This window comes from Desulfosarcina widdelii (assembly GCF_009688965.1).
In the GTDB taxonomy this organism is placed as follows: domain Bacteria; phylum Desulfobacterota; class Desulfobacteria; order Desulfobacterales; family Desulfosarcinaceae; genus Desulfosarcina; species Desulfosarcina widdelii.
In genome coordinates, this window is the sequence record NZ_AP021875.1 from 5,129,037 (window position 1) to 5,152,582 (window position 23,546).

Consider the following 23,546-nt stretch of genomic DNA (forward strand, 5'->3'; position numbering starts at 1 on the left):
AAAAAAGGAGCAGGACAACGCCCATGAGCAGTTCTCAGTTACTCTCCATATCCACTTTTGTTTTTGGCCTGGCGGCGGTGTTTTACCTGGCCGCCCTGATTTTCAGAAAACCGCGCTGGACCCGGCCTGCGCGCTGGATCGTGGCTGCGGCGGTGGTGGTGACCACCGTGGGGATTATCCTGCGTTGGATAGAATCCTACCAGTTGGGCATTGGACACGCCCCCTTGTCCAACCTTTATGAATCCCTGGTGTTTTTTTCCTGGACGGCGGGAGTCATCTACCTGTTTGTAGAGTTCAAATACAAAAATGCGCTGATCGGCGCCTTTGCCACCCCCATCGCTTTTCTGGCCATGGCCTACGCCTCTTTGTCGCCCAATATCAGCGACAGGATCCAGCCCCTGGTTCCGGCCCTGAAAAGCAATTGGCTGATCGCCCATGTAGTCACCTGCTTTTTCGGCTATGCCGCCTTTGCCATCGCCTTCGGCATGAGTATCATGTATCTGATGAAGGCCCGAAACCCCCAGCGCACCGAAGGAATCGTCGGGCACCTTCCTAAACTGGATGTCCTGGACGAGCTTACCCACCGCATGGTGCTGTTCGGTTTTCTTTTTCTCACCGTCGGCATCATCACCGGTTCGGTATGGGCCAATTCCGCCTGGGGCAGCTACTGGTCGTGGGACCCCAAGGAGACCTGGTCTCTTATTACCTGGTTTGTCTACGCCGGCCTGTTGCATGCCCGCCTGATGCGCGGCTGGCAGGGAAGGCAGATCGCCTACCTGTCCATTTTGGGATTTGCCGCGGTGCTTTTTACTTATTTCGGGGTGAACTTGTTGCCGGGGTTGCACAGCTACGGGAAGGTATGATTGTCCGGCGTCAATTTTTAACGATCCAATCAAGGGCACGGCGCGCCGTGCCCTTACGTAAACCACCGGCGCTGTTTAAAAGGAAAATAGGGAATAGAATGCGAACCAAGGAAAGGTCGCTGCCGCCATGAGTACACAGATGGACAAACTGGACAAAACGATTTTGAATCGCATTCAAACGCGCTTCCCGCTGACATCCAAACCGTTTGCGGTCATCGCCGAAGAGTTGGGCACCACGGAGGCGGAGGTACTCAAGCGGGTGTCCCGCCTAAAGGAAAGCGGAATTATCCGCAGGATCGGTGGAAATTTCGTGCCCGGCAAGGTAGGGTTTGTCAGCACCCTGTGTGCCGCCCGGGTACCGGAAAAGGATGTCGAGGCCTTTGCCCGTGCGGTGAACGCGTTTCCCGGGGTGACCCACAATTATCTGCGGGAAAATTCGTTTAACGTCTGGTTCACCTTCATTGCCCCTTCCATGGAGGTGATCCGGGAGAATCTGGTTCGTATTGCCCGCAAAACGGGGGTCAGCAGAATTTTAAACCTGCCGGCGACACGGGTATTCAAGATCAAGGCGAAGTTCGACCTATAAAAGACGACTTTTCAAAAGCAATCACCTTTAAGGATGAACACCGATTCGTCAGGCATTTTTTTTGAGAATACTCTGGATGGTGGATGAAAGTTCGGCTACCTGGTAGGGTTTTTGGATGAAGGCGGTTGTCGGACCGTCTTCGAATTGCGCGGACACCTGCTCGGCGGAGAGGCCGCTGGAGATGATGATCGGCAAACCGGGAGCCAGGTCGCGAAGCCTGCTGAAGGTCTCTTTGCCGTCCATCCCAGGCATGGTCAGGTCCAGCACCACACATCCGATGGCATCTTGATGGTGATCGAATTTTTCCAGGGCCTCCTCACCGCTTTCCGCCGTGACGACCTCGTGTCCCAGTCGCTGGAGAATCGCCTTGCCCACCTCCAGCACCATCTGCTCATCGTCGACCAGAAGCACCGTTTGGCTGTCGGTTTGCTGTGATTGGCTGCTTGCATCGGTATTCATGGTTGTTCCCTCGAATGCTTTGCGTAGTTTTCGATTACCATTAAAATATTTATATTAGTTTATGTAACAAAGAAATTCAAATCTATTTTTATTAGCGCTCCCGTAGAACGAAACCCAATCAAGAAAACTCGCAGGGCACACGACTTCTCAGCCGGATGCCGGTAAGATCGATGCAAACATCGTAGACCAGGACTTCTACGCCATTTTGCATGGCCTGGCGCAGTTTTTTACCGTATTCGGCATCGATATCGTCGGCAGGGGCGAATGTGCGGGCATCCATGCGCTGAATCAGAAAAAACATGGCGCAGCGAAATCCGGCGGCCACCAGTTCCTGCAGTTCCAAAAGGTGTTTTTGTCCCCGCACCGTCACAGCATCGGGAAAGGTGGCCACCGCTTCGTTCACCAGCGTGCAGTTTTTCACCTCCACATAGCAGGGCCGGCGGTTCGAGGAATCCAGCCGAATGTCGATGCGCGAGTGTTCGCCCACTTTCACTTCGCGTTTGAGCGCTTCGTACCCAGCCAGTTCCGCCACGTCTCCCGACGCGATGGCATGGGCGGTGAGCCGGTTGGGGATCTGGGTGTTGACCCCCACCAGCGAATCGGGCATGTGGATCAGCTCCCAGGTATAGGCGAGTTTGCGCTTGGGGTTGTCGTGATGGGAAAGGAATACCGGTCGCCCCGGCTCACAGCAGGCCTTCATGCTGCCCGAATTGGGACAGTGGGCGGTCACGATCTCCCCGGTTTCCAGGCGGACATCGGCCAGAAAACGTTTGTAGCGCCGGACCAGCGTTCCACGGATCAGCTGGGGCCATGCAATAATTCCTTTGGCGTCAATTTCACCTCTCGCCATTGTTCCTCCAGTGCTGTTGTGATCGATGCCGCTGGAAAATAGCACCTAAAGCAGGCGATTGTCGAGCTTGCCGCAGATTCAAGGCAGCCGCCGTGGCGCTATCGTGGGCTATGCGCCGTGGCGGCTGACGCCGAAGATGCGGCCAACGGTACAATCAGATCGGTAATCCCGGAGGTTTTCGCCTTTTGAGAGAAAAAAACCTCGAATAACACCATGAAATAATGGCTTTCCTCTGTTTCTCGAAAAAAGCGAAACGCCTGCTTAGGTAACAGAAGATGAAGCGTTTGAACAGGAATCCATTGACAGACCCGATTTGGATAGGATAGGGACGATGTTAACGTTGACAACATAGCCGGTGGCCCGTCGGGGAAGCATTGACGGCCAAAAACGTTATAAGGAGGGCAATCATGCTGTTCAATCCGAAACAGGCATCCTTCGACCACCTGGATGAACGGTCCAGGGAAATCATGCAGAAAACCATCGACTTTTTCGAAACCAAGGGAAAGCGAAAGCTCAAGGAAGACGACCACGAACGGGTCTGGTACGACGATTTTTTGCAGTTCGTCAAGAAGGAAAAGATTTTTTCCGATCTGCTGACGCCTACCGCTTATGGTAAAGAGAACTGCCGGTGGGATACCTTCCGCAACATGGATTTCAATGAGATCCTGGGCTTTTACAGCCTTTCCTACTGGTACACCTGGCAGGTGACCATTTTGGGACTGGGCCCCATCTGGATGGGCGACAACGAGGCGGTCAAAAACAAAACTGCCAGGCTGCTGGAAGAGGGCGGCATCTTCGCTTTCGGTCTTTCGGAGAAAACGCACGGGGCCGATCTGTACGCCAGCGATATGGCCCTGACGCCCATGGGCGACGGCCAGTACCGGGCCGACGGCGGCAAATATTACATCGGCAACGGCAACAAGGCGGCCCTGGTCTCTACGTTCGCCAAAAATTCCGAAACCGACGAATATGTCTTTTTCGTGGTGGATTCCCAGCATGAGAATTACGAATGCGTCCAGAACGTGGTCAATTCCCAGATGTACGTCTCCGAATACGCTCTGCAAGGCTATCCCATTACCGATGGCGACATCCTCACTACGGGCAGCCGGGCTTGGGATTCGTCTTTGAACACCATCAATGTCGGCAAGTACAACCTGGGATGGGCCTCCATCGGGATCTGCACCCACGCCTTTTACGAAGCCATTGACCACGCCGCCGGCCGCTACCTGTTCAAACATTACGTGACCGATTTCCCCCATATCCGTCAATTGTTCGTGGATGCCTATGCCCGGCTGTGCGCCATGCGGATGTTCGCCACGCGGGCGGCTGATTACATGCGCAGCGCCTCGGCCGAGGACCGGCGTTATCTGCTTTACAACCCCATGGTGAAGATGAAGGTGACCACCCAGGGCGAGGAGGTGATCAACCTGCTTTGGGACGTGATTGCAGCCAAAGGATTCGAAAAGGACACCTATTTCGAGATGGCGGCCCGGGACATCCGCGCCCTGCCCAAGCTGGAAGGTACGGTGCATGTCAATATGGCCCTGATCATCAAGTTCATGGCCAACTACTTTTTCAATCCCGGTCAGTTCCCGGAGATCGGAAAAGTCGATGCCGCCGTCAACGACGATTTCCTGTTCAACCAGGGCCCCACCCGCGGGTTGGGCCAAATTCAATTCCACGATTATAACATTGCTTACAAGAGCCTGGACCTTCCCAACATCGGCGTATTTCGGGAGCAGATCGCCCTGCTGGTTGAACTGCTGATGACGGCCGCCCCGGACAAGGAGCAGGCCAAGGACATCGATTTTCTGCTCAATTTGGGAGAGTTGTTCACCCTTGTAGCCTATGGCCAGTTGCTCATCGAAAAGGCGGGTATCGAAAAGGTGGGCGACGATCTGATGGACCAGATTTTCGATTTCATGGTGCGGGATTTCTCCAAGTTTGCCCTGCAGCTTTACAGCAAGACCAGCAGCACAGCCAAGCAGATGGAGATCTGTATGCGCATGATCAAGAAACCGGTGGCCAACCCGCAGCGCTTCAACCGCATTTGGGAGGAGCAGGTATATGCCCTTAAAGGGGTCTACCGGATGAACGACTAAAGTTCAAGCGTGGCACAAAGGCAGGGTAGGGGTGAAAAATTTTTCGCCCCTGCGAACCCAATGGGTTGCCGCTTAGCCAATGAATGGACCGGCCGCTGTCGTTTACTTGCCTTCCAGAATATCCAGAATCTCACATTTCTTATACAAGTACCCTTTGCCGATCCCCGGGCAATCTCTGCGGATGGAATCCCAGCGGGTTTGGGAACGCAGGATGGCGGTCCAGAAAGGGAAGGTGCGGCATTGCCGGGGCCGCACCGGGTAGATCCGGCAGCCTTCATCGTAAAAAAGGCAGCGGCCGTCGCCATCCTCCCGGATGCTGTGTCCGTTTTCCCAGGGGTACAAAAAGGTGTCGATGGCTTCCTGAACCGGCAGGCCTAAGAAATCGGCAATAGCCTTTGCCTCCTCATCGGTGACCCGGATGACACCGGGCGCACCGGTACAGCAGGCGCCGCAGCGCTGGCATTGAAAACGGATCCCGGAATCGAAAAAATAGCGATGCTGATCCAGTTCGTTCATCGATAATGAATCTCCGTCAGCAAGGGAGACAAACCATAGCAGCTCGATGGCCTCAGCGCCAATAAAAAGAAAGCGCCGGGCGGTTGCCGCCCGGCGCTTTGCATCTATTGGTTCCGTTGACCCGGTTTAATTGTCGGTCTGGTTATGGGGACAGTCTGCGGGACCGTCTCCCATTCCCATCCCGCGGCCCTTGCCGAAGTGGTGCCCGGATCCGCGATGCCCATTGCCCCAGCCCTTTCCGAAAAAGCCGCGGCCGGCATCGGGATCGATTTTACGAACGTTCACAATGTGGTCCAGCCGCTTCAAGTCAAGATCGGCCTGCATTTTGGAGATTTCTTTTTGCAGTCCCTTGGCTGCGTTGATATCCAACTCGCTTTTGGCGATTTCCGATCTCAAGGCCAACCGCTTGGCGCGAAGATCCTGACGGGCCTTTTGGGTACCTTCGAAAAATGCTTTCCGCTCGGCGTCCAATTGTTCGCGCTGTTCGGGGGTCAGATTGGGGTTCCGGTCCGCATACCGGCAACCACCATCACGATACTGCTGTCCGTATTCTCCTCCGCGCTGGCCATCCTGACGGTATCCTTTGCCTGCAATGGCGGTGCTTCCCATGGTAATCACGGCAACGGCGGCCAGACCTGCGATAACGGCTTTGGATTTAATGGTTCTCATGGTGAACTCCTTTCGTTTGGTGATATGAGGTTATTGAACCGCTTGTTTTCTCTTTCGACAGCCTGTATGAGCAAGGCCGATGCCAAATTCGATTGCCATTGGGTCAAAAAAATCGTAACTTATTCAATCCAAAGGTGATAATAACGATGGTGCCGGGTTTGCCGAACGTGAACATCTTGGTGCCGGTCGAACCGGGCGGGTAGAAGGGACCCACTGTGGGCGCCAGGACCGGGTAAAAAAGTGCCACTTTTCTTCAGCCGCCGGATCACCGGACCGATATCGGCGGCCGCCGGCCGGGCCGCTGCCGGGAAATCGTTTTTTTGGCAGCATTTTTGTATATTATTTCAAAATGATGAAAGACAAAGCATCCTATAGACCGTTTCTATCCGGCTTTTCGCCCTGGATCGTGCTGGGCGCTCTTGCGGTCCTTTTGCCCGTTGTGGCCATGATGACGATAGAGACCCTCAATCGTCAGAAACGTCAGAGCACGCAGCTTTTAATGGAAAAGGGGGCCGCCCTGATCCGTTCATTCGAGGCCGGAACGCGCATGGGCATGCATGGCGGCCATGGCCGCGACTTCAAGCTGCAGCGCCTTTTGGCCGAGACCGCCGCCCAACCCGACATCGCCTATCTGTTGGTGGTCCGTACCGACGGCGTGGTTATCGCCCACAGCCAGATAGACAAGGTGGGCTCCAGCTACGGTTCCGACTTGGATCTGCCAGCCATTCATGCTTCCGCCGCGCTGAGGTCGCGACAGGGCGTTTCGGAGGATGGCAGCGGGGTGTTCGAAGTGTTCGGCCGGTTCGCTCCCTTGGCCAGACCGCCGGTATGGATGCGGCGCAGCCACAGGATGGGACGTGGGGAGATGATCACCGATCTGCCGACCCCGCCGGAAATGGTCATTTTCGTGGGGCTTCGCACCGATTCGGTGGATGCGGCCCGCGCCGCCGACACCCGGCACACCATCGTAATGGCCGCCGTGCTGCTTCTGGCGGGATGCGCCGGAGTGCTCCTGCTTTTGCTGGCCCAGAACTATCGCTCGGCGCGGACATCCCTGGTGCGGGTGCAGGCTTTTTCGGACAACCTGGTGACCCGGATGCCCATCGGCCTGGTGGCCCTGGACCGGGACAACCGGGTGACTGCCGTCAATTCGGTGGCCCGGGCCACCCTGGGGCTGGATGCGGACGAGGCTGTCGGCCAGCCCGCGGACAGGGTGATTCCGGCGGAATTGCTGAATCCCCTCGACGATACCGACGAGCCGGTGCAACGGGAGGTGGTCTGCCCGGTGGCTGACGGCCGTCAGATTCCCCTGGACGTGAATGCCGCCACCCTGACCGATGACAGCGGCGAACGTTTCGGCAGAGTCATCCTTTTCAAGGACCTCAGCGAGATCCGCACCCTGCGCCTGGAATTGGAAAAAAACAGGCGTCTGGCGTCGGTGGGCCGCCTGGCCGCCGGCGTGGCCCACGAAATCCGCAATCCCTTGAGTTCGATCAAGGGCTTTGCCACCTATTTCAAGGAGAAATACCGGCAGGAGGAAAAGGATCAGGAGATTGCCGCCATTATGATCCAGGAGGTGGACCGCCTGAACCGGGTGGTGGGTCAGCTTTTGGAATTCGCGCGCCCGCTTCGGCTTGTTTGCCAGTCGGTGGCCGTAAAACCGCTTCTCGAAGACGCCATCCAACTGGTGGCGCAGCAGAGCAAAGAAGCCAATGTAGAGTTGATACCGAATCTCTCCGATGCGACCCTTCATGCGACCATGGACGCTGACAAGATGCGACAGGTGGTCCTTAACCTGCTGCTCAACGCCCTGGATGCGATGCCGGAGGGCGGAACCCTGCACGTCAGCGCGGCGGGTGTCGGGAAAAACGGCTTGCAGCTCACCGTCGCCGACACGGGCAAGGGCATCGACCCCGATGATCGGCCCCATATTTTCGAACCCTACTTTTCCACCAAGAAGACCGGTACCGGGCTGGGGCTGGCCATCGTTCACAACATCGTCAAGGCCCACAACGGAGAAATCCGGGTAAAGAGCCGTTCCGGGGAAGGAACCACGGTTTCCATCACCCTGCCGGAGAACATGGAGGCATAATGACCAGACCGTATCGGGTGATGGTCGTGGATGACGACAGCGCCCATCGCACCATGCTGCATACCCTGGTGGGAGGCTGGGGATACGAGATTATAGAGGCCGATGACGGAGAATCCGCCGTTGCCGCCGTGGGCGACCAGGCCGTGGACCTGGTCCTGATGGATATCCACATGGTACGGGTATCCGGAATCGAGGCCCTGGAGAGGATCAAGAGCATCAACCCGGCCATTCCCATCGTCTTGATGACAGCTTACGCGTCCATCGAGATGGCAGTGGATGCCCTCAAAAAAGGGGCTTACGACTACCTGACCAAACCACTGGACTTCGAAAAGCTGAAACTGACCATGGATCGGGCGTTGGAGCACATCCGCCTCAAAAATGAGAATCGTGCGCTCAAAGAGCGGCTGGAGGGAGAATTCCAGTCGTCGGACATCATCGGCAGCAGCCCGTTAATGATGCGCCTGATGGCCACGTCGGCGCAGGTGGCCGCCTCCGAGGCCACGGTGATGATCACCGGCGAATCGGGAACCGGAAAGGAGCTGGTTGCCGCGGCCATCCACCACAACAGCCCCAGAAAAGAGGGTCCCTTTGTCAAGGTCAATTGTGCCGCCATTACCGAGACATTGCTGGAATCCGAGCTTTTCGGCCATGAAAAGGGCGCCTTTACCGGGGCGGAACGCCGCAGGGAGGGCCGGTTCGTTCAGGCCAACGGCGGCAGCCTGTTTCTGGATGAAGTCGGCGAGATGCCCGTTGCTATGCAGGTGAAACTGCTTCGGGTGCTCCAGGAGCGGGAACTGACCCGGGTGGGCGGCGAGCAGGTGCTGCCCGTGGATGTCCGGCTGATCGTGGCCACCAACCGGAACCTGGCCCAAATGGTCGAGGACGGCGAATTTCGGGGAGACCTTTTCTACCGCCTGAATGTCGTCGAACTCAAAACGCCGCCCTTGCGGGAGCGCCGGGAAGACATACCCCTACTGGCCACCCATTTTCTCAAACGTTTTGCAGAAAAAAACCGCAAGAAAGTCGATCGTTTCGCCCCTCGGGCCATGGACATGCTGATTCGGCATACCTGGCCCGGAAACGTACGCGAATTGATGAACACCATCGAGCGCGCGGTGGTGCTGGCCGCGTCGGACTGTCTCGTAGAAGAGGATTTTGCCATGTTGGCCCCCGCTTCGGAGTCGATCGACAGGATTGCCAGCAGCGCGTTCCCGGCCGATGTGCCCCTGGAGCAGATTGAGCGCGAGGCCATCGTCAGCACCCTGGCGTCGGCCGGAGGGAACAAGAGCGAAGCGGCCCGGCGTCTGGGCATCACCCGCAAGACATTGCGGGAAAAACTCAAACGCTACGATTTGAGTTAACCTGCCGATACAGCCCTATCGATTTTTACCGAATTTATTGCCGGCAGGAAACGCCTTCCTTTCTAACCTTCCGATATCCATATTAATACAAAATCTTTTGAGGCCGCACCCTCGATCCGGCAAAATTAAAGTCAAGGGGGGTGGCGGCCGATATAGAGTCAAACGCTTAAGACGGAATTTCAGTGGATTGGAGTTGTGATGGATTCGGGGCGGACCACTTTCTTGCGACGGTTCGCCCAATTTTTTCGATAGACAACAATTGCCCCTTATCGGGCGATGCGCAAATAGATGAGAACGCCCTATGCCCAGTGCTGCAACCATCCTTGAACTGGTAAAGAAAAACAAGGCTCTGGAGGACGAGAACAAGCGCTACCGCCAGGCACGCGAAGAGAGCCAGGACAGCGAAGAGCGCTTCCGGGTGATTTCAGAAACGATCCATATCGGCGTCTTCGAGATCGACGAGCAGGGCAGCTGCCTGTATACCAATACCAGCTTTCAGGAGATTTTCGGCATCAGCCTGGTGGACAGCCTGACCCGAGATTGGCGCGAGTTTTTGCACGAAGAGGATAAGGAGGCCGTATCCGGACGATGGGAACATGCCATCACGGAAATGGATACCTTTTCCATGGACTGCCGCATCGTCCGTCCGGACGGCGACCGCCGATGGGTCCATGTGCATTCGCAGCCGGTATTTTCCGATGCAGGAAGTCGGTATACCGGAACCGTGGAAGACATTACCGAGCGTAAAACGGCCGAGGAGGAGTTTAAAAAGGCCAAGGAGGCGGCCGAGAGTGCCAACATGGCCAAGAGCCAGTTTCTGGCCAACATGAGCCACGAGATCCGGACCCCCATGAACGGGGTGATCGGCTTTACCGATCTGCTCATGGACACCGAGCTTGACGACATTCAAATCGATTATACGCAGACGATCAAACGCAGCGGTACGGCGCTGCTTTCCCTGATTAACGACATCCTCGATTTTTCCAAAATCGAATCCGGCGAGCTGGATTTCGAGGAGATCGAATTCGATCCCGAACTGCTGGCTTACGACGTCTGTGACCTGGTCCGGCCGAAAATTGGTAAACAGCCGGTTGAACTGCTATGCCGGATTGACGACAACATCCCTGCCATGGTCAATGGCGATCCGCTGCGTTTCCGCCAGGTCATCACCAACCTGCTGGGCAATGCGCCCAAATTCACCGAATCCGGCGAAATCGAGCTGTCCATGGACCTGGACGAAGAGACCGATGAAGCCGTCAAGCTGCACGCCACGATCCGGGACACGGGTATCGGCATCCCCGAAAACAAGCAGGCCACGATTTTCGAACCTTTTCAGCAGGCCGATGGCTCCACGACCCGCAAATATGGAGGCACCGGCCTGGGCCTTTCCATTTGCAAGCAGATCTCCAACCTTATGGGGGGCGACGTCTGGGTGGAAAGTACTCCTGGCGTGGGCAGTCGCTTTCATTTTACCGCCTGGCTTAAAAAAGGTGACGAAACCGAGTCCCGATGGATGGCGCCGGTATCGCTCAAGCAAAAGCGCGTCCTGGTGGTGGACGACAATGTCGCCAATGCGAAAATTCTCAAACAGATTCTGGAGGTGGCCGGCATGCAGGCGGTCTGTGTGCACCGGGGAGACGAAGTACTGCCGGCGCTGCATGCCGCCCTGGAGGAAAAGGTGTCTTTCGACCTTTGTATTTCCGATATTCTCATGCCGGACACCGACGGCTTCAAGGTTGCCGCCGAGATCCGGTCTTCGGATGCCCCTTTCTCTGCGCTGCCCCTGATCGCGCTTTCCAGTTCCCTGGAGCGTGATGCCCAGAAATGCGAAAAGGCGGGGTTCAACGGCTTTTTGAGCAAGCCGGCCCGGCGCGAGAAACTATTGCAGATGGTGGGGCGGGTGCTGGGGGACAAGGACAAGCCCGCCCGATCGTCATCCGATAAAAAGGGCAAGAAAATTCATACCCAGTATTCCGTACGGGAAGACCTCAAGCATTCGGTGCGTATTCTTTTGGCGGAAGACAACCTGGTCAACCAGAAATTGGCCAAACTGATGCTGGGCAAGGCCGGGTATCAGGTGGAGGTGGCCAATAACGGGATCGAGGCAGTGGAGAAATATTCCGCCGATCCGGACGCTTTCGATCTGATTTTCATGGATGTCCAGATGCCGGAAATGGATGGTAAGGAAGCCACCCAGACCATCCGCCAGAAAGGCTTCGAAGACGTGCCCATTATCGCCATGACCGCCCACGCCATGAAAGGCGACCGGGAGATGTGCCTGGAAGTGGGCATGAACGACTATATCACCAAACCTATCAAACGCGAGGCGGTATTCGCCATTATCGAAAAGAATATATTCAACAAGGAGGCGGCATGAATTTCCAAGAGTTGGCAGAAGAACTCGGTCTGGAAGAAGAAGATTACCGCGAATTGATCGAGCTTTTCATGGAAACGGGTCAGGCCGATTTGAGCCAGTTGAAAACCGCTCTGGATGCCGGGGATGCCGAAACAGTGTCCAGAAGGGCGCATACCTTGTGCGGGTCCTCCGGCAATATGAGACTCATGAAACTGCACGAAACGGCCAAGAGGATCGAACTGGCCGCCGATGACGGTCGGCTGGACAACTTGTCCGACGACCTGAACGCCCTTGAGGAGGGCTTCGCAAATATCGCTCGGAGTCTCCAGGGCTGACCGGTGACCGTTTTTTTCTGATATTCCGGCCACAAATCAACCTCGACAAGCCTTCCGGTCCGGTGTTAGGGTGCGACCATGACACCCGCATTGGCCCCATCGCAGCAAGCTCTGTTCTCACGGATCGTCGATGCCCTGAAAAAGGGAGGGGCTCTTAACGACGAGATCCTGGATTATGTCGACGCCGCGCTGTTCACTCCTGAACCCGACCGCCTCAGCGCCTTTCTCGCCGATGACGAAGACAGCGAACGGGACACGCTGCTGGACCTGATCTTTTATCCGGATCGAATGGTTCAGATCGACCTGGAGCCGATTCTGGCGTCCGGACGGTATTCGGCCGAAGACGAACGGACGATCCTGGAAAGCCTGCTGGCCATCACCATCGAACCCTTCATCCGATTACCCGATGGCAGACTGCTGACCCGCATCCAGTTGCCGGACTTCATCAGAACCCGTTATCTGGAGCGGCTGAATATCACCTGGCAGTTGCCTGCCGGACTGGCTGCGGCCATCGACAAAGGGGTGTCGGCGGTCATGGGGCCGGTGGTTCGCGTACGGCTCAGAAATGCCGGAATGCAGTTTTCGGCCGGCCAGGTGACGTTTCTGTGCCGATTCTTCGAACGCATGGACGACAGCCATCCCGATTATCCGGCCTGCCTGGATCTGGCCCTTGCGCTGCTGGACAAGAAGGGATCGGCAGCCATGGTGTACGACCTGCTGGTGGATTACAAGCGGGTCTGCTTTCGCGCGATGGAGCAGGCCCGGCGTTTTACGGCCCTGTTGCGCCGATCCAACATGGAAACCCTCATGCTTCAGGGCTTTCAGCCGCCCCGCGAGTCGCCGGAAGTGCTGCTGCACCGCATGGGTCTGATCGACCGGATCTGTTTTTCCGTGTTCGGCAGAACTGAGCCCATGGCACCGGCCATGGAAGAGCCCCCGCGCCAGGGACCGGATCTGGACGATCCTGCGGCGGCCGTTCAGTGGCTGCTGCGTTGATCCCCGTATTTACAAACCGCATGAAATAAGATACGCAGATCGGCACCGCTTCACCGGGATCGGTATGCCTATTATGAAAGGACCGGAAACGGCCATTCAGTCTAAACCGGAGAGCGGTTTCCAGTGGATTCATGGCAGGTATGAGAGAGGAAATCATGAAGAGCTTTAAAAGCGATGGACGATTGATCATGGTGACGGTCGCGGCTGCGTTGCTGCTGATCGCATGCGGCCTGGCGGTTCCCGGATGGGCGTCTGCTGCCGACGAGGCCGTGATCGATAAGATCCTTGCCGGCGTGGAAAAGCGCTACAATGTGCCCGGTTTTACAGCGGATTTCGACCAGGAGTCCATATTAAAGGCCATGGAGGTCACCGACACGGCTGCCGGCCGCCTGATGGTCCGCCAGCCGGGCAAGATGCGCTGGGAGTACCTGGTTCCCGATCCCCAGACCATTATCACCGACGGCAACGACCTGTGGGTCTATCGTCCCGAGGAAAACCAGGTCCTGGTGGGCAAAGCCCCCGCGCTGTTCGGAGAAGGCAAGGGCGCCGGATTTCTTTCCAACATCAAGATGGTCCGCGAATCGTTCCAGATCTCGCTGATGCCGGATGCGGCGCCCGGACAATACCGCCTCAAACTGGTACCCAATCGCTCCACGGTGGACCTCATGGAGGTGGAACTGAATCTTGACCGGAAGACCTTCAATCTGGTTGAAATCGCCACCTTCAATGTTTACGGCGACGAAACCCGAATCCGGTTGAGCAACATTGATTTCAGTGATCCGCCTGATGAGAAGCTTTTCCGGTTTGAGGTGCCGGAGGGGGCGGAAGTGCTGCAAATGAACCCCTGAAGGAAATGACCGATGCAAGATGCCATTAGAAAAATGCTTAAAGAGCGCAACGCCGTCATGCTGGCCCACAACTACCAACCTCCCGAGATTCAGGATCTGGCCGACATGTGCGGCGATTCCCTGGAGTTGAGCATCCGGGCGGCCGACACGGATGCCGAGGTGATCGTCTTCTGCGGCGTCCATTTCATGGCCGAAAGCGCCTCGATTCTCTCTCCGGACAAAACCGTGCTGCTGCCGCGCAGCGAAGCCGGCTGCCCCATGGCCGACATGATCACCGCCGAAGCATTGCAGGCCCGAAAGCGGGAACTGCCCGACATGCCCGTGGTGACCTACGTGAACTCCCCGGCCACCGTCAAGGCCCTGTCCACGATCTGCTGCACATCGGCCAACGCCCTCGAGGTGGTCGAAAGCCTGGACGCCGACGAACTGCTCATGACGCCGGACCGCAACCTGGCCCGCAACACCGCCAAACGCACCGACAAGAAGATTCACCTGTGGGACGGCTGCTGCCCCATTCATGATCGGCTGACTGCGGCGGATGTCGAGGCCGTCCGGAAGGCCCATCCCGATGCCGTGTTCATGGCCCATCCCGAATGCCGGCCCGAAGTGATAGAGATGGCCGACGCCGCCTTGAGCACGTCGGGGATGATCCGTTTTGCCGGTGAGTCCGATGCAACCGAATTCATCGTGGGAACCGAGGTGGGGTTGATCTACCCGCTGGCGCAAAAATATCCCGGCAAGACCTTTTACCCGGCCTCGGACAAGATGATCTGCCCGGACATGAAGGTGATCACCCCCAAGGACATTCTCACCTGCCTTCAAGAGATGTCCGGCCAGGTCAAGGTCCCCGAGGAGATTCGTGTTCCGGCCCTGGCGGCGGTGGAGAGAATGATCGCGTTGTCGCGTTAATATAGCATTCAAGATCATAAAAAAAGCCGGCATCCGCGCAAGTGCGGGAGCCGGCTTTTTTGTTCTTCGATCGGATGGCCCGATTTACCCCAACATTGCAACTATGGGGTTTACGCGGCATCCACCATATCTTCGGGAATGTCCGCGTTGGTGTAGACTTTCTGGACGTCGTCGCAGTCGTCCATGGCATCCATGAGCTTGAGCATGCGTTCGGCATCCTTGCCTTCCAGGGGGCTCATGTTCTGCGGCAGCATGGTTACCTCGGCGTCGCTGAAGGGGATCTCGGCACCTTCCAAAGCCTCCTTGACCGCGTCGAAATCCTCCGGTGCGGTAATGACTTCGAAACTGTCGTCTTCCTCGCGCACATCCTCGGCCCCGGCTTCCAGGGCGATCTCCATGAGTTTCTCTTCGTCCACGGCGGCCTTGTCCACATTGAAGTAGCCTTTTTTGTCGAACATCCAGGCCACGCAGCCGTTCTCCCCCATGTTGCCGCCGTATTTGTTGAAGATGTGGCGGATTTCGGCCACGGCGCGGTTCTTGTTGTCGGTCAACGATTCCACCAGGATGGCGGCGCCGCCAGGGCCGTAGCCCTCGTAGGAACTCTCCTCGTAGTTGACCCCGTCCAACTCGCCCGTGCCTTTTTTGATGGCCCGCTCGATGTTGTCTTTGGGCATGTTTTCCGCCTTGGCCGCGGCCACGGCGGTCCGCAGGCGTGGATTGGCGTCAATGTCGCCGCCGCCGGTGCGGGCGGCCACGGTGATTTCCTTGATCAGTTTGGTGAAAATCTTCCCGCGCTTGGCGTCCTGGGCGCCTTTCTTGTGTTTGATGGTTGACCATTTGCTATGTCCGGACATGTGTTTCTCCTCTTCGTCGCGAAGGCTTTCTAAAAAGCCCGATATCTGCGAACCGCCTTATTTTTCGGTATTCGCAAGTCTTTTTATTGTCCCGTATTTTGTCCAGCGGGAGATCTCGGTTCTCACCGCTTTTGCAGGCCGATGATAAATACTTCCCGGCTTGTCTTGCGCGTGCTTTTGGGGCGTAGCGCGTTCTGTCGCTGAAAGCGGCTTTTGACCGCCTCGGTAAATGTCTTGGTGTCCCCGCTCTGAAAAATCTTGCATACGAAATGGCCGCCGGGCACCAGGTGATTTTCGGCGATATAAAGGGCCATTTCGCACAAACCCAGGGAGCGGGCCTGATCCACGTGCCGGTTGCCTGTCGTGGCCGGCGCCATGTCGCTGAGGACCGCATCGAAACGGGCCTGTCCCAGTTCGGCCAGGTGTCCCTCCAGGTTGGCCACATCGCCGGTAATTACGGTCACGGTTTCCGGCAATTGGATGGTGACCGGCGTCAGGTCGATGCCGACCACCAGGCCCCCTGGGCCGACCTGCCGGGCGGCGAACTGCAGCCACGATCCCGGTGCGCAGCCCAGATCCAGGACGCGCGCGCCCCGGCTGAGGATGCTGTACTTTTTCTGGATCTCCTGAAGCTTGTAGACCGAGCGGGCCGCGAAATTTTCTTTTTTGGCCTGACGGGTGTAGTGATCCGCCCAGGTATTCTTCTTGCGACTGGTTTGCTTCATATCTTTTCGCCCTGTTCAAGTCAAGACCAACCGCGTCCGGATGAAGGGCAATCGTCAATATTATGAACGTGTTGGCATGAACGGGGTTTTGGTCCCGTCGGGATTCAGAACAGCAGTTCGACCGCCGCACCAACCGTTTCCACGCCTTCCAGGGTTACCGGGTCGGATTGGCGCAGCCGCGCCAGGCTGCCGGCCGGGCCCACGATGCGGGTAAAGCCCATTTTCCGGGCTTCGGAGATTCGGATGTCCACATTGCCCACGGCGCGTACCTCGCCGGCCAGGCCGACTTCGCCGATCACCAGGGTGTCCTTGCGGATGGGCCTGTCCAAAAAACTGGAGGCGATGGCCGACACGATGCCCATGTCCACGGCAGGCTCCATAATCTTCACCCCGCCGGCCACGTTCATGAAGATGTCGTGTCCCATCAGGTGCATGCCCAGTTGTTTTTCCATTACGGCCACCAGCAGGGCCACCCGGTTGGGGTCCAGACCCAGGATGGTTCGCCGGGGGGTGCCCAGGCTGGTGCTCGACGCCAGGGCCTGCAGCTCTACCAGGATGGGCCGGGTGCCTTCCATGCTGGCGGTGACCACGGACCCGGCGGCGTTTTCGGGCCGTTCGGACAAAAAGACCGCCGAAGGATTGACCACCTGCTGCAGTCCGATCTCCTTCATTTCGAAGACGCCGATTTCGTTGGTGGAGCCGAAACGGTTTTTCACCGCCCGCAGGATGCGAAACACGTGGTTTCGGTCGCCCTCGAAGTAGAGCACCGTGTCGACCATGTGCTCCAGCAGCCGCGGTCCGGCGATGGCGCCCTCCTTGGTCACGTGGCCAACCAGAAAGGTGGGGATGCCCGTGCGTTTGGCCATGAGCATCAGCCGCATGGTGGATTCGCGCACCTGGCTGACGCTGCCCGGGGCCGAGGTGATTTCCGGACTGAACACGGTCTGGATCGAATCCACCACCAGCACATCCGGTTTTTCGTTTTCCACCATGGTCATGACGGCGTCGATGTCGATCTCCGACACCACCAGCAGATTGGGCGACACGGTCTTAAGGCGGCGGCTGCGCAGACGAAGCTGGCGGACCGATTCCTCTCCGGACACGTAAAGGACCTTGCGCCCGGTGTCGGCAATGCCGTGCAGGGCCTGGAGCATCAGGGTGGACTTTCCGATGCCGGGGTCGCCGCCGATGAGGACCAGGGTACCGTCAACCAGTCCGCCGCCCAGCACCCTGTCGAATTCGGCGATGCCGGTTGACTGGCGCTGTTCGTCGACGAGTTCGACGGCGTCGATGGGCACCGGGCGGTTGCCCTTGGCCGCCATGGTTTGCTTGCCGGCCTTCGCCGGCCGTCGAACCTCTTCGGCAAAGCTGTCCCAGGCGCCGCATTCGGTGCAGCGGCCCATCCATTTGGGAGATTCGTAGCCGCAGGCCTGGCAGACGAAAAGAGTTTTTGAGATTTTACGTGGCATAGGTGGTGATCGTGTTTATGTTTTAAAAATGATTGATTACCACGTCCATACAAGCCTTTGCAACCACGCCACAGGCACCATGGAAGAATACGTCCAGGCCGCGGTGGAAAAGAAATTAAAGACCCTGTGCTTTCTCGACCACCTGACCTTCCAGAAGGCCGGACGCCACAACGCCATGGACCCCCGGCAGGTGCCCGGGTATGTCGATGAGGCACGTCGGCTGCGCCGGACTTACCGGGACCGTATCGATGTCCGCGTAGGACTGGAGGTCGATTTTTCACCCCGTTACGTGGATCGCAGCATCGAAACCGTTGACGCCCTGGACCTGGACGTGGTGGGTGGTTCCGTGCATTTTCTGGACGGCGAGGATGTGGTCAGCCGGCGCTCGGCGTGGTTCCGTGGAGAACTGGATTCCGACTGGGTTTACCAGGCCTATCTGGCGACCCTGGAATCTATGCTGGATTATGATTACTTCGATGTGGTATGTCACATGGATCTGCCGAAAAAATACGGCATTCGTCCGTCATCGCCCGCGATGGAAGGCTTTGTGAGGGTGCTGGAAAAGATCCGGCAAAAAGACCGGGTCGTGGAACTGAATACCAGCGGCTTTCACTGCCCGATTGAAGAAGCCTTTCCGTCGCCGGAGCTGCTCGGCCAGTGCGCCCGGCTGGGCATCCCCGTGACATTCGGCTCCGACGCCCACGCCCCCGAAACGGTGGGTAGGGATTTCGAGCGCGCCCGGGATTTGCTCAAAGCCGCCGGCTATCGGCATCTGACGGAATTTCGCCATCGTCGGCGGGAAACCCTGGCCATCTGAAGCGATCCGCAGCAAATGGCCGAAACGATGGGACTCGATGGTGCGGCAGCCGGGGTACAAGGGTTTTCAACTTTCAATCCACATCCGCTTACAGGAGACGTTGTTTCATGCTTGACGATCGACTGCGGCCTGCCCGGGAACGATTCAAACGCCATTGCCCGATATTCCTGCTTGTCCTGCTGACCGTGCTCGCCGTTTTGACGATCCCGGCGGCAGCGGAAGATTCTTCCTCTCCATTTCAGCCCCTTGTGAAGCGGTTGGTTGCCGACGGTTTCGACAGCCAGCGCATGGAAGCCGTATTCAGCAGCCCGGAGGTCTCCTTTGCAAAGCGCGGGGTCAGCGCCTATTTCATGCACAACGAGGCCAAGCTGAACTACAAGCAGTTTACCCGCACATGGAATATCAATTCGGCAAAAAAATACATGCAGGCGCACCAGCAATGGCTGGATGCCGCCGAAAAGACTTACGGGGTGGACAAGGAAGTCATTACCGCCATTATCCTCGTGGAGACCAAACTGGGCACGTATACAGGAAAAAGCTCCGTGATCAACATCCTGGCCACCCTCTCCGCCATGGCCGACGATGATCCACGCCAGGTCATCTGGGACAACCTGCCCGACAATGACCGGCGCATGTCGCGCCAACAGTTCGAAAAAAAGGCCGACCGCAAGTCCAGTTGGGCTTACCGGGAACTCAAGGCCTTTTTGACCTACACGGAAGAACAGGGCATGGATCCCACGACCATCAGAGGCTCTTATGCCGGGGCCATGGGGATTTCCCAGTTCATGCCCAGCAACATCGGCCGGTACGCCCAGGACGGTGACGCCGACGGAAAGATAGACCTTTTCGTGCATGCCGACGCCATTTCCAGCATCGCCAGTTACCTGAAGCACTACGGCTGGAAGCCGGGCATCTCGCGGGAGAAGGCCTTCAAGGTGGTTTACCATTACAACCACAGCAAGTATTACGTGAACACCATCCTCGACATCGCGGACAAATTGAAAGGCTGATCCACCATGAGCACCGGCATGATCATTGTGCTGACCGGCGTTGCATTCTTCCTGCTGACCTGCGTGGCGATTTTAGACATCGCCCGCAAGGATTTCGGTTCCATCGAGATGAAAGCCCTGTGGGCCTTTATCGTGGCCCTGGTGCCCTTCATCGGCGTCCTTGTCTACATCTTCATCGGCCGCACCAAGGGCCGACTCCCTGATGCCGACGCTGCGGCAGAGTGAGGCTCAACGGGTGCGGTTGATACAACTAAAGTAGGCGTTTCGCCTTTTTCGAAAAATAGACGAACTGCATGATTTCAGCAGTTTATTTTCAGTTCTCCGTCTCAAAAGGCGAAACCCTCCGGGATCGCCGATCACACCGTATCTTCGGCGTTAGCCAACTATAGCGCCGCGGCGGCTGCCCTGAATCTGCGGCAAGCTCGACAACCGCCTACTCTAGTTAAGTCGGCACATCGGTGTCATTCCCGTGAAGACGGGACTCCATGGGTTTCTCCGTTTTATCCGCCCTGCAAGGTACAGACGCCTGAATGACCGGCATTTCTGCGGAACACCATTAAATATCATTGACAAAAGGTGGCCTATTCTATATTGAACCTCTGTTTTTCCATATGGTCCCATCGTCTAGTGGTTTAGGACGCCGGCCTCTCACGCCGGTAACGCGGGTTCGAATCCCGCTGGGATCACCAAATAAAAACAAGGAGTTATAATTTGGAAAATGAAAACTTAACTCCTGGACATAAATTGTGGACATAAAATCGCTCTCAGAATTCATTTCTTGAGAGCGATTTCTTTGTTCTGAGGTCATCATTTTGATCCTCCTTCCCAAGTAATTGGAATGTCTTTTAACCGGTTCTTCGACCACCCACCTTGAAACATGTCGATTACCAATACCACCGTGGATCCATGATGAAACCTGCTTTTAGCGCCATTTTCAACATTTAACCCAACTGACCTCATCCATTTGTCCTTTGGACACCATTTGTGGACATAAAAAACACCATCAATGTAGTGAAGGTTCATCGTCTCCGGATGGGTTGAATGACATTTGAAGCGATTTCCTGATGGTCTCAAGTCCGAGGGATTTGAGGTACCGCTCAGTGGTCCGTGGGCTCTGATGCCGGAGAAGCTGTTGGATATGGCCGAGGTAAACATTTCTCCGCCACAGCCGGGATGCAAACAGGTGACGGATCGAATGAAACCCAAATGTTTTTACCCCGGCCTTCTTGCAGTGCTTCTCCATGAAATGCTGCCGTTTTTGAAATGGCTTCCCAAAATAATCGTCGCAAAACGCGGTCTTTGACAAACAGACGAATACATGTTCCTGGTCAATCCCCGCTATCGCTTTTCGCTCTTCGGACCACGCCGTCAGTTCCTGGCAGAGTTGTTGGGTCATGGGGACCCAATCCCCCTCCAAACCGCCGTCTCGCTTGCGGGTTTGCAAGTAAACCTGTTCCCGAATAAAATCGACCTCTGACCATTTCAAACTGAACAGCTCGTTCCGACGCGCACCGAGATGGAAAAAAGCCAGCAGCATCACTTGATCCTGCCTTTCGCAAGTGTGGTACACTTTCCAAAAATTTTCTTCAGGGGGAACATAACGCACTGTTTTTTTCTCCTTGAATCGCTCGCATGTTAAAAAGAGATTGGGCATATAAGGCCACCCCTCGATGTTGCGTTCCCCCCAGCGCCAGGCGGCGCCTAAATTCTTCCGTGCCTTGTTGGCCGCGTGGCCGCTGATCTTTTTGGATAGGTGCCGGAGAAATCCTCGGACTGCATTCCGCTTAATTTCTTCAACCGGAGTTTCCATGGCATAACCGCTATGTTTTATGAAGCGGGAAAAGGCTTTTCTTTTTTCGTCGTAGGTTTTTTGCGAATAGCGGGCTTGGACCTCATCGAGATATTCATCGATCCATACGATGATCGACAAACATCTTGTGGCGATCGATTCCTGTTCGAGACGCTTTCTGGTTTCGAGTTCCCACTGCATGGCGGCGCGTTTGGACGCCATGCTGGTGTCCGGAAACAGTTTGGCCCTTTTGACGCCATTGACCATGATCTGGCTTAGGAAGCGCCGCTTGCCCCGCTTCTCGATGATCGTAGCCATTTTCAAATACCCTTTTGATCGATTTTTCAAAAAACCGATATCGATTGGGTGACACCTCAATGCCTCCCCACCTGTTCGCGTACCGATTGACCGTACGGGGATCGACGCGCAAAAGCTGGGCAAGCTCTTTTGCGGTTAGCGATCGGCCGAATTCCTGTTCGAGTTCGTCGAGGACATCCATTTTTTTGTTTCCCAAGTTGTGGTTATTCAATTCATATGGAAAACAGTTTAATTTGGGCAATACATTTCGGTCATTACTACGAGCCTGGTTATTTGGTGCCCGTCAGATTCCGGATGACCGGATGGATCCACACCAAGGGAAGCCTGAATGGCGTAAGGCTTCAATGTTCGTCCGCCCGACTTCAAAGCTATTCCTATTTGATTTCATAATGTTCTTGATGTAATTGAATACTAAACCCATCAATAGGGAGCATCCATAAAAGCATCTGGTCTCTGAGGTCACATAGTGTATTGGGTTGCGCACAATAATTACATTATATATTAAATCATGGTTCCTGTTGCTGCCACCTTCGGCTTTGTCAGTGATTTATCATTTTAATCGAATGATTATAGGAGCTTCAGTTCAGAAAAATCAGCGGGAGTTAGGCGTTTGAATGGTGTCTTAATTTAAAAATACATAAATAAAGAATTTTTTGTCAAGATAAAAATTCAGTTAATATGAAAAAAATAAACGTCGACATCAATTTTAAAAAAGTTCTTCGTCGTATCGAAAAGGAAATGGAGGGCTATTCCAGAACGGCATGGGCTGAAAAGGTTGGTGTAAAAATCAATGTCGTATCCAATATTCATAGTGCCAACGCAAAGCAAAACCCTTCTCTAAATTACATATTAGCTGTATCTGTGGCCACCCGCAAACCGATGGACTATTTTTTATGGGGCCAGGCATCTTACCAACCGTCCGATCTTCCGGATATGATGGTAAAAGAGGCTGTAAGAACATATCCGGTTGCCCTAGATAATGACATCCCCATGATTCCGGACCCTGAAATGGGCAAGCGGGTTCGCTATTGGCGCGAGGATATGGGGCTAAGCATCGCGGAGGTTTCAAATCGGACGGAACTGCCCATTAATCTTATCGAAAGTATCGAAAACGGCCATCACACAAGGACGGATGTAATGGTTAAGCTGGCCGATGTATTGCGGTGTTCCATCGATTTTCTATTGGGATGCGGTGGCGCCTCTGTTGTCCACCAGAGGCGAATCGAAAAACGTAGTAAAAACCGGTAACACATTGGTTATAAGGCAAGATTTTTGATAATCAGACATTAAAAAATAGCGAGTATATATTGAACAAGCAAGAGTTGATTATGCAGCTTCGCCAAAAGGCTGAAGTTTCCAAATATGAAGCCAAAGCTGTTGTGGATTCGTTTTTTGACATAGTGGCCGATGCTTTGTCCCGGGATGAGCGGGTGGAAATACGCGGACTGTGTTCATTTTTTGTTAAGAAGTACAAAGGGTATACGGGGCGTAACCCGAAAACAGGTCAGAAGGTGAAAATCAAACCGAAAAAGCTACCTTTCTTCAAGTGCAGCAAGGAATTGAAGGAAAGGGTTGATCAATAAAAAAGCCCGAGGCCTCGAAGACCCCGGGCTTTAGAATCT

The 23,546-nt window shown here is 55.7% G+C and carries 23 protein-coding genes and 1 tRNA gene; 16 read left to right on the forward strand and 8 right to left on the reverse strand.

Going from position 1 to position 23,546, the window contains the following annotated elements; genetic code table 11:
* Nucleotides 1-23: 23 nt before the first annotated feature.
* Together ccsB and ahbA are read left to right on the forward strand one after the other, a co-directional pair.
* On the forward strand, nucleotides 24-863 hold the full coding sequence (ccsB, locus tag GN111_RS23535; RefSeq protein WP_155306103.1) for a c-type cytochrome biogenesis protein CcsB: 840 nt from the start codon (nucleotides 24-26) through the stop codon (nucleotides 861-863).
* A 127-nt stretch (nucleotides 864-990) separates the two neighbouring features.
* A complete protein-coding gene (gene ahbA / locus GN111_RS23540) occupies nucleotides 991-1,449 on the forward strand; it encodes a siroheme decarboxylase subunit alpha (RefSeq protein WP_231715541.1) in 459 nt (152 codons plus the stop codon).
* Nucleotides 1,450-1,497: 48 nt separating this feature from the next.
* Here the strand turns inward: ahbA and GN111_RS23545 are convergent, their stop codons facing one another.
* Both GN111_RS23545 and sfsA read right to left on the reverse strand, forming a co-directional pair.
* On the reverse strand, nucleotides 1,498-1,908 hold the full coding sequence (locus GN111_RS23545) for a response regulator (RefSeq protein ID WP_155306104.1): 411 nt from the start codon (nucleotides 1,906-1,908) through the stop codon (nucleotides 1,498-1,500).
* 118 nt (nucleotides 1,909-2,026) lie between these two features.
* Nucleotides 2,027-2,758, reverse strand: coding sequence for a DNA/RNA nuclease SfsA (gene sfsA, locus GN111_RS23550; RefSeq protein WP_155306105.1), 732 nt, complete (start codon nucleotides 2,756-2,758; stop codon nucleotides 2,027-2,029).
* Between the two features lie 407 nt (nucleotides 2,759-3,165).
* Between sfsA and GN111_RS23555 the strand changes: the two genes are divergently transcribed.
* Nucleotides 3,166-4,860: an acyl-CoA dehydrogenase family protein gene (locus GN111_RS23555; protein WP_231715542.1), complete on the forward strand. Its 1,695-nt coding sequence runs from the start codon at nucleotides 3,166-3,168 to the stop codon at nucleotides 4,858-4,860.
* A gap of 102 nt (nucleotides 4,861-4,962) precedes the next feature.
* Here the strand turns inward: GN111_RS23555 and GN111_RS23560 are convergent, their stop codons facing one another.
* Nucleotides 4,963-5,376 (reverse strand): YkgJ family cysteine cluster protein, encoded by a 414-nt coding sequence (locus GN111_RS23560; protein WP_155306106.1) that lies wholly within the window; start codon nucleotides 5,374-5,376, stop codon nucleotides 4,963-4,965.
* Nucleotides 5,377-5,502: 126 nt separating this feature from the next.
* Nucleotides 5,503-6,045, reverse strand: coding sequence for a Spy/CpxP family protein refolding chaperone (locus GN111_RS23565; RefSeq protein WP_155306107.1), 543 nt, complete (start codon nucleotides 6,043-6,045; stop codon nucleotides 5,503-5,505).
* A gap of 349 nt (nucleotides 6,046-6,394) precedes the next feature.
* Here GN111_RS23565 and GN111_RS23570 point away from each other — a divergent pair, with 349 nt between their 5' ends.
* The 7 genes from GN111_RS23570 (at nucleotide 6,395) to nadA (ending at nucleotide 14,942) form a co-directional block, all read left to right on the forward strand.
* Nucleotides 6,395-8,137: an ATP-binding protein gene (locus GN111_RS23570; protein ID WP_155306108.1), complete on the forward strand. Its 1,743-nt coding sequence runs from the start codon at nucleotides 6,395-6,397 to the stop codon at nucleotides 8,135-8,137.
* On the forward strand, nucleotides 8,137-9,498 hold the full coding sequence (locus GN111_RS23575) for a sigma-54-dependent transcriptional regulator (protein ID WP_155306109.1): 1,362 nt from the start codon (nucleotides 8,137-8,139) through the stop codon (nucleotides 9,496-9,498). Before GN111_RS23570 ends, GN111_RS23575 begins: the two co-directional genes overlap by 1 nt.
* Nucleotides 9,499-9,799: 301 nt before the next feature.
* Nucleotides 9,800-11,875 carry a response regulator gene (locus GN111_RS23580; protein ID WP_155306110.1) on the forward strand — a complete coding sequence of 692 codons (2,076 nt, stop codon included), beginning with the start codon at nucleotides 9,800-9,802 and terminating at the stop codon, nucleotides 11,873-11,875.
* Entirely contained in the window at nucleotides 11,872-12,189 is a 318-nt protein-coding gene (locus GN111_RS23585; protein WP_155306111.1) for an Hpt domain-containing protein, read from the forward strand. The genes GN111_RS23580 and GN111_RS23585 overlap by 4 nt, the downstream gene beginning before the upstream one ends.
* Nucleotides 12,190-12,267: 78 nt before the next feature.
* Nucleotides 12,268-13,185 (forward strand): hypothetical protein, encoded by a 918-nt coding sequence (locus GN111_RS23590; RefSeq protein ID WP_155306112.1) that lies wholly within the window; start codon nucleotides 12,268-12,270, stop codon nucleotides 13,183-13,185.
* A 155-nt stretch (nucleotides 13,186-13,340) separates the two neighbouring features.
* Nucleotides 13,341-14,033, forward strand: coding sequence for an outer membrane lipoprotein periplasmic chaperone LolA (lolA, locus tag GN111_RS23595; protein WP_170302431.1), 693 nt, complete (start codon nucleotides 13,341-13,343; stop codon nucleotides 14,031-14,033).
* Between the two features lie 12 nt (nucleotides 14,034-14,045).
* A complete protein-coding gene (gene nadA / locus GN111_RS23600) occupies nucleotides 14,046-14,942 on the forward strand; it encodes a quinolinate synthase NadA (protein ID WP_155306114.1) in 897 nt (298 codons plus the stop codon).
* A 110-nt stretch (nucleotides 14,943-15,052) separates the two neighbouring features.
* Here the strand turns inward: nadA and GN111_RS23605 are convergent, their stop codons facing one another.
* The 3 genes from GN111_RS23605 to radA form a co-directional block, all read right to left on the reverse strand.
* A complete protein-coding gene (locus tag GN111_RS23605) occupies nucleotides 15,053-15,796 on the reverse strand; it encodes a YebC/PmpR family DNA-binding transcriptional regulator (protein ID WP_155306115.1) in 744 nt (247 codons plus the stop codon).
* A gap of 122 nt (nucleotides 15,797-15,918) precedes the next feature.
* Nucleotides 15,919-16,521, reverse strand: a complete 603-nt coding sequence (locus tag GN111_RS23610; RefSeq protein ID WP_155306116.1) for an RlmE family RNA methyltransferase — start codon at nucleotides 16,519-16,521, stop codon at nucleotides 15,919-15,921.
* Between the two features lie 104 nt (nucleotides 16,522-16,625).
* A complete protein-coding gene (gene radA / locus GN111_RS23615) occupies nucleotides 16,626-17,990 on the reverse strand; it encodes a DNA repair protein RadA (RefSeq protein ID WP_155306117.1) in 1,365 nt (454 codons plus the stop codon).
* A 28-nt stretch (nucleotides 17,991-18,018) separates the two neighbouring features.
* On the opposite strand from radA, the gene GN111_RS23620 reads away from it, so the two are divergent.
* The 4 genes from GN111_RS23620 (at nucleotide 18,019) to GN111_RS23635 (ending at nucleotide 20,506) form a co-directional block, all read left to right on the forward strand.
* Nucleotides 18,019-18,807: a histidinol-phosphatase gene (locus GN111_RS23620; protein ID WP_155306118.1), complete on the forward strand. Its 789-nt coding sequence runs from the start codon at nucleotides 18,019-18,021 to the stop codon at nucleotides 18,805-18,807.
* Nucleotides 18,808-18,914: 107 nt separating this feature from the next.
* The gene (locus GN111_RS23625; protein WP_155306119.1) at nucleotides 18,915-19,817 is read left to right on the forward strand and encodes a lytic murein transglycosylase; all 903 of its coding nucleotides are present in this window, start codon (nucleotides 18,915-18,917) and stop codon (nucleotides 19,815-19,817) included.
* A gap of 6 nt (nucleotides 19,818-19,823) precedes the next feature.
* Nucleotides 19,824-20,042 carry a PLD nuclease N-terminal domain-containing protein gene (locus tag GN111_RS23630; RefSeq protein WP_155306120.1) on the forward strand — a complete coding sequence of 73 codons (219 nt, stop codon included), beginning with the start codon at nucleotides 19,824-19,826 and terminating at the stop codon, nucleotides 20,040-20,042.
* Nucleotides 20,043-20,430: 388 nt separating this feature from the next.
* Nucleotides 20,431-20,506 (forward strand) — tRNA-Glu (locus tag GN111_RS23635).
* 314 nt (nucleotides 20,507-20,820) lie between these two features.
* Here GN111_RS23635 and GN111_RS23640 read toward each other — a convergent pair.
* Nucleotides 20,821-21,924: a tyrosine-type recombinase/integrase gene (locus GN111_RS23640; protein ID WP_155306121.1), complete on the reverse strand. Its 1,104-nt coding sequence runs from the start codon at nucleotides 21,922-21,924 to the stop codon at nucleotides 20,821-20,823.
* A 678-nt stretch (nucleotides 21,925-22,602) separates the two neighbouring features.
* Here GN111_RS23640 and GN111_RS23645 point away from each other — a divergent pair.
* Nucleotides 22,603-23,172: a helix-turn-helix domain-containing protein gene (locus GN111_RS23645; RefSeq protein WP_155306122.1), complete on the forward strand. Its 570-nt coding sequence runs from the start codon at nucleotides 22,603-22,605 to the stop codon at nucleotides 23,170-23,172.
* Nucleotides 23,173-23,231: 59 nt separating this feature from the next.
* Nucleotides 23,232-23,507, forward strand: a complete 276-nt coding sequence (locus tag GN111_RS23650) for an HU family DNA-binding protein (protein WP_155306123.1) — start codon at nucleotides 23,232-23,234, stop codon at nucleotides 23,505-23,507.
* The last annotated feature ends 39 nt before the right edge of the window (nucleotides 23,508-23,546 follow it).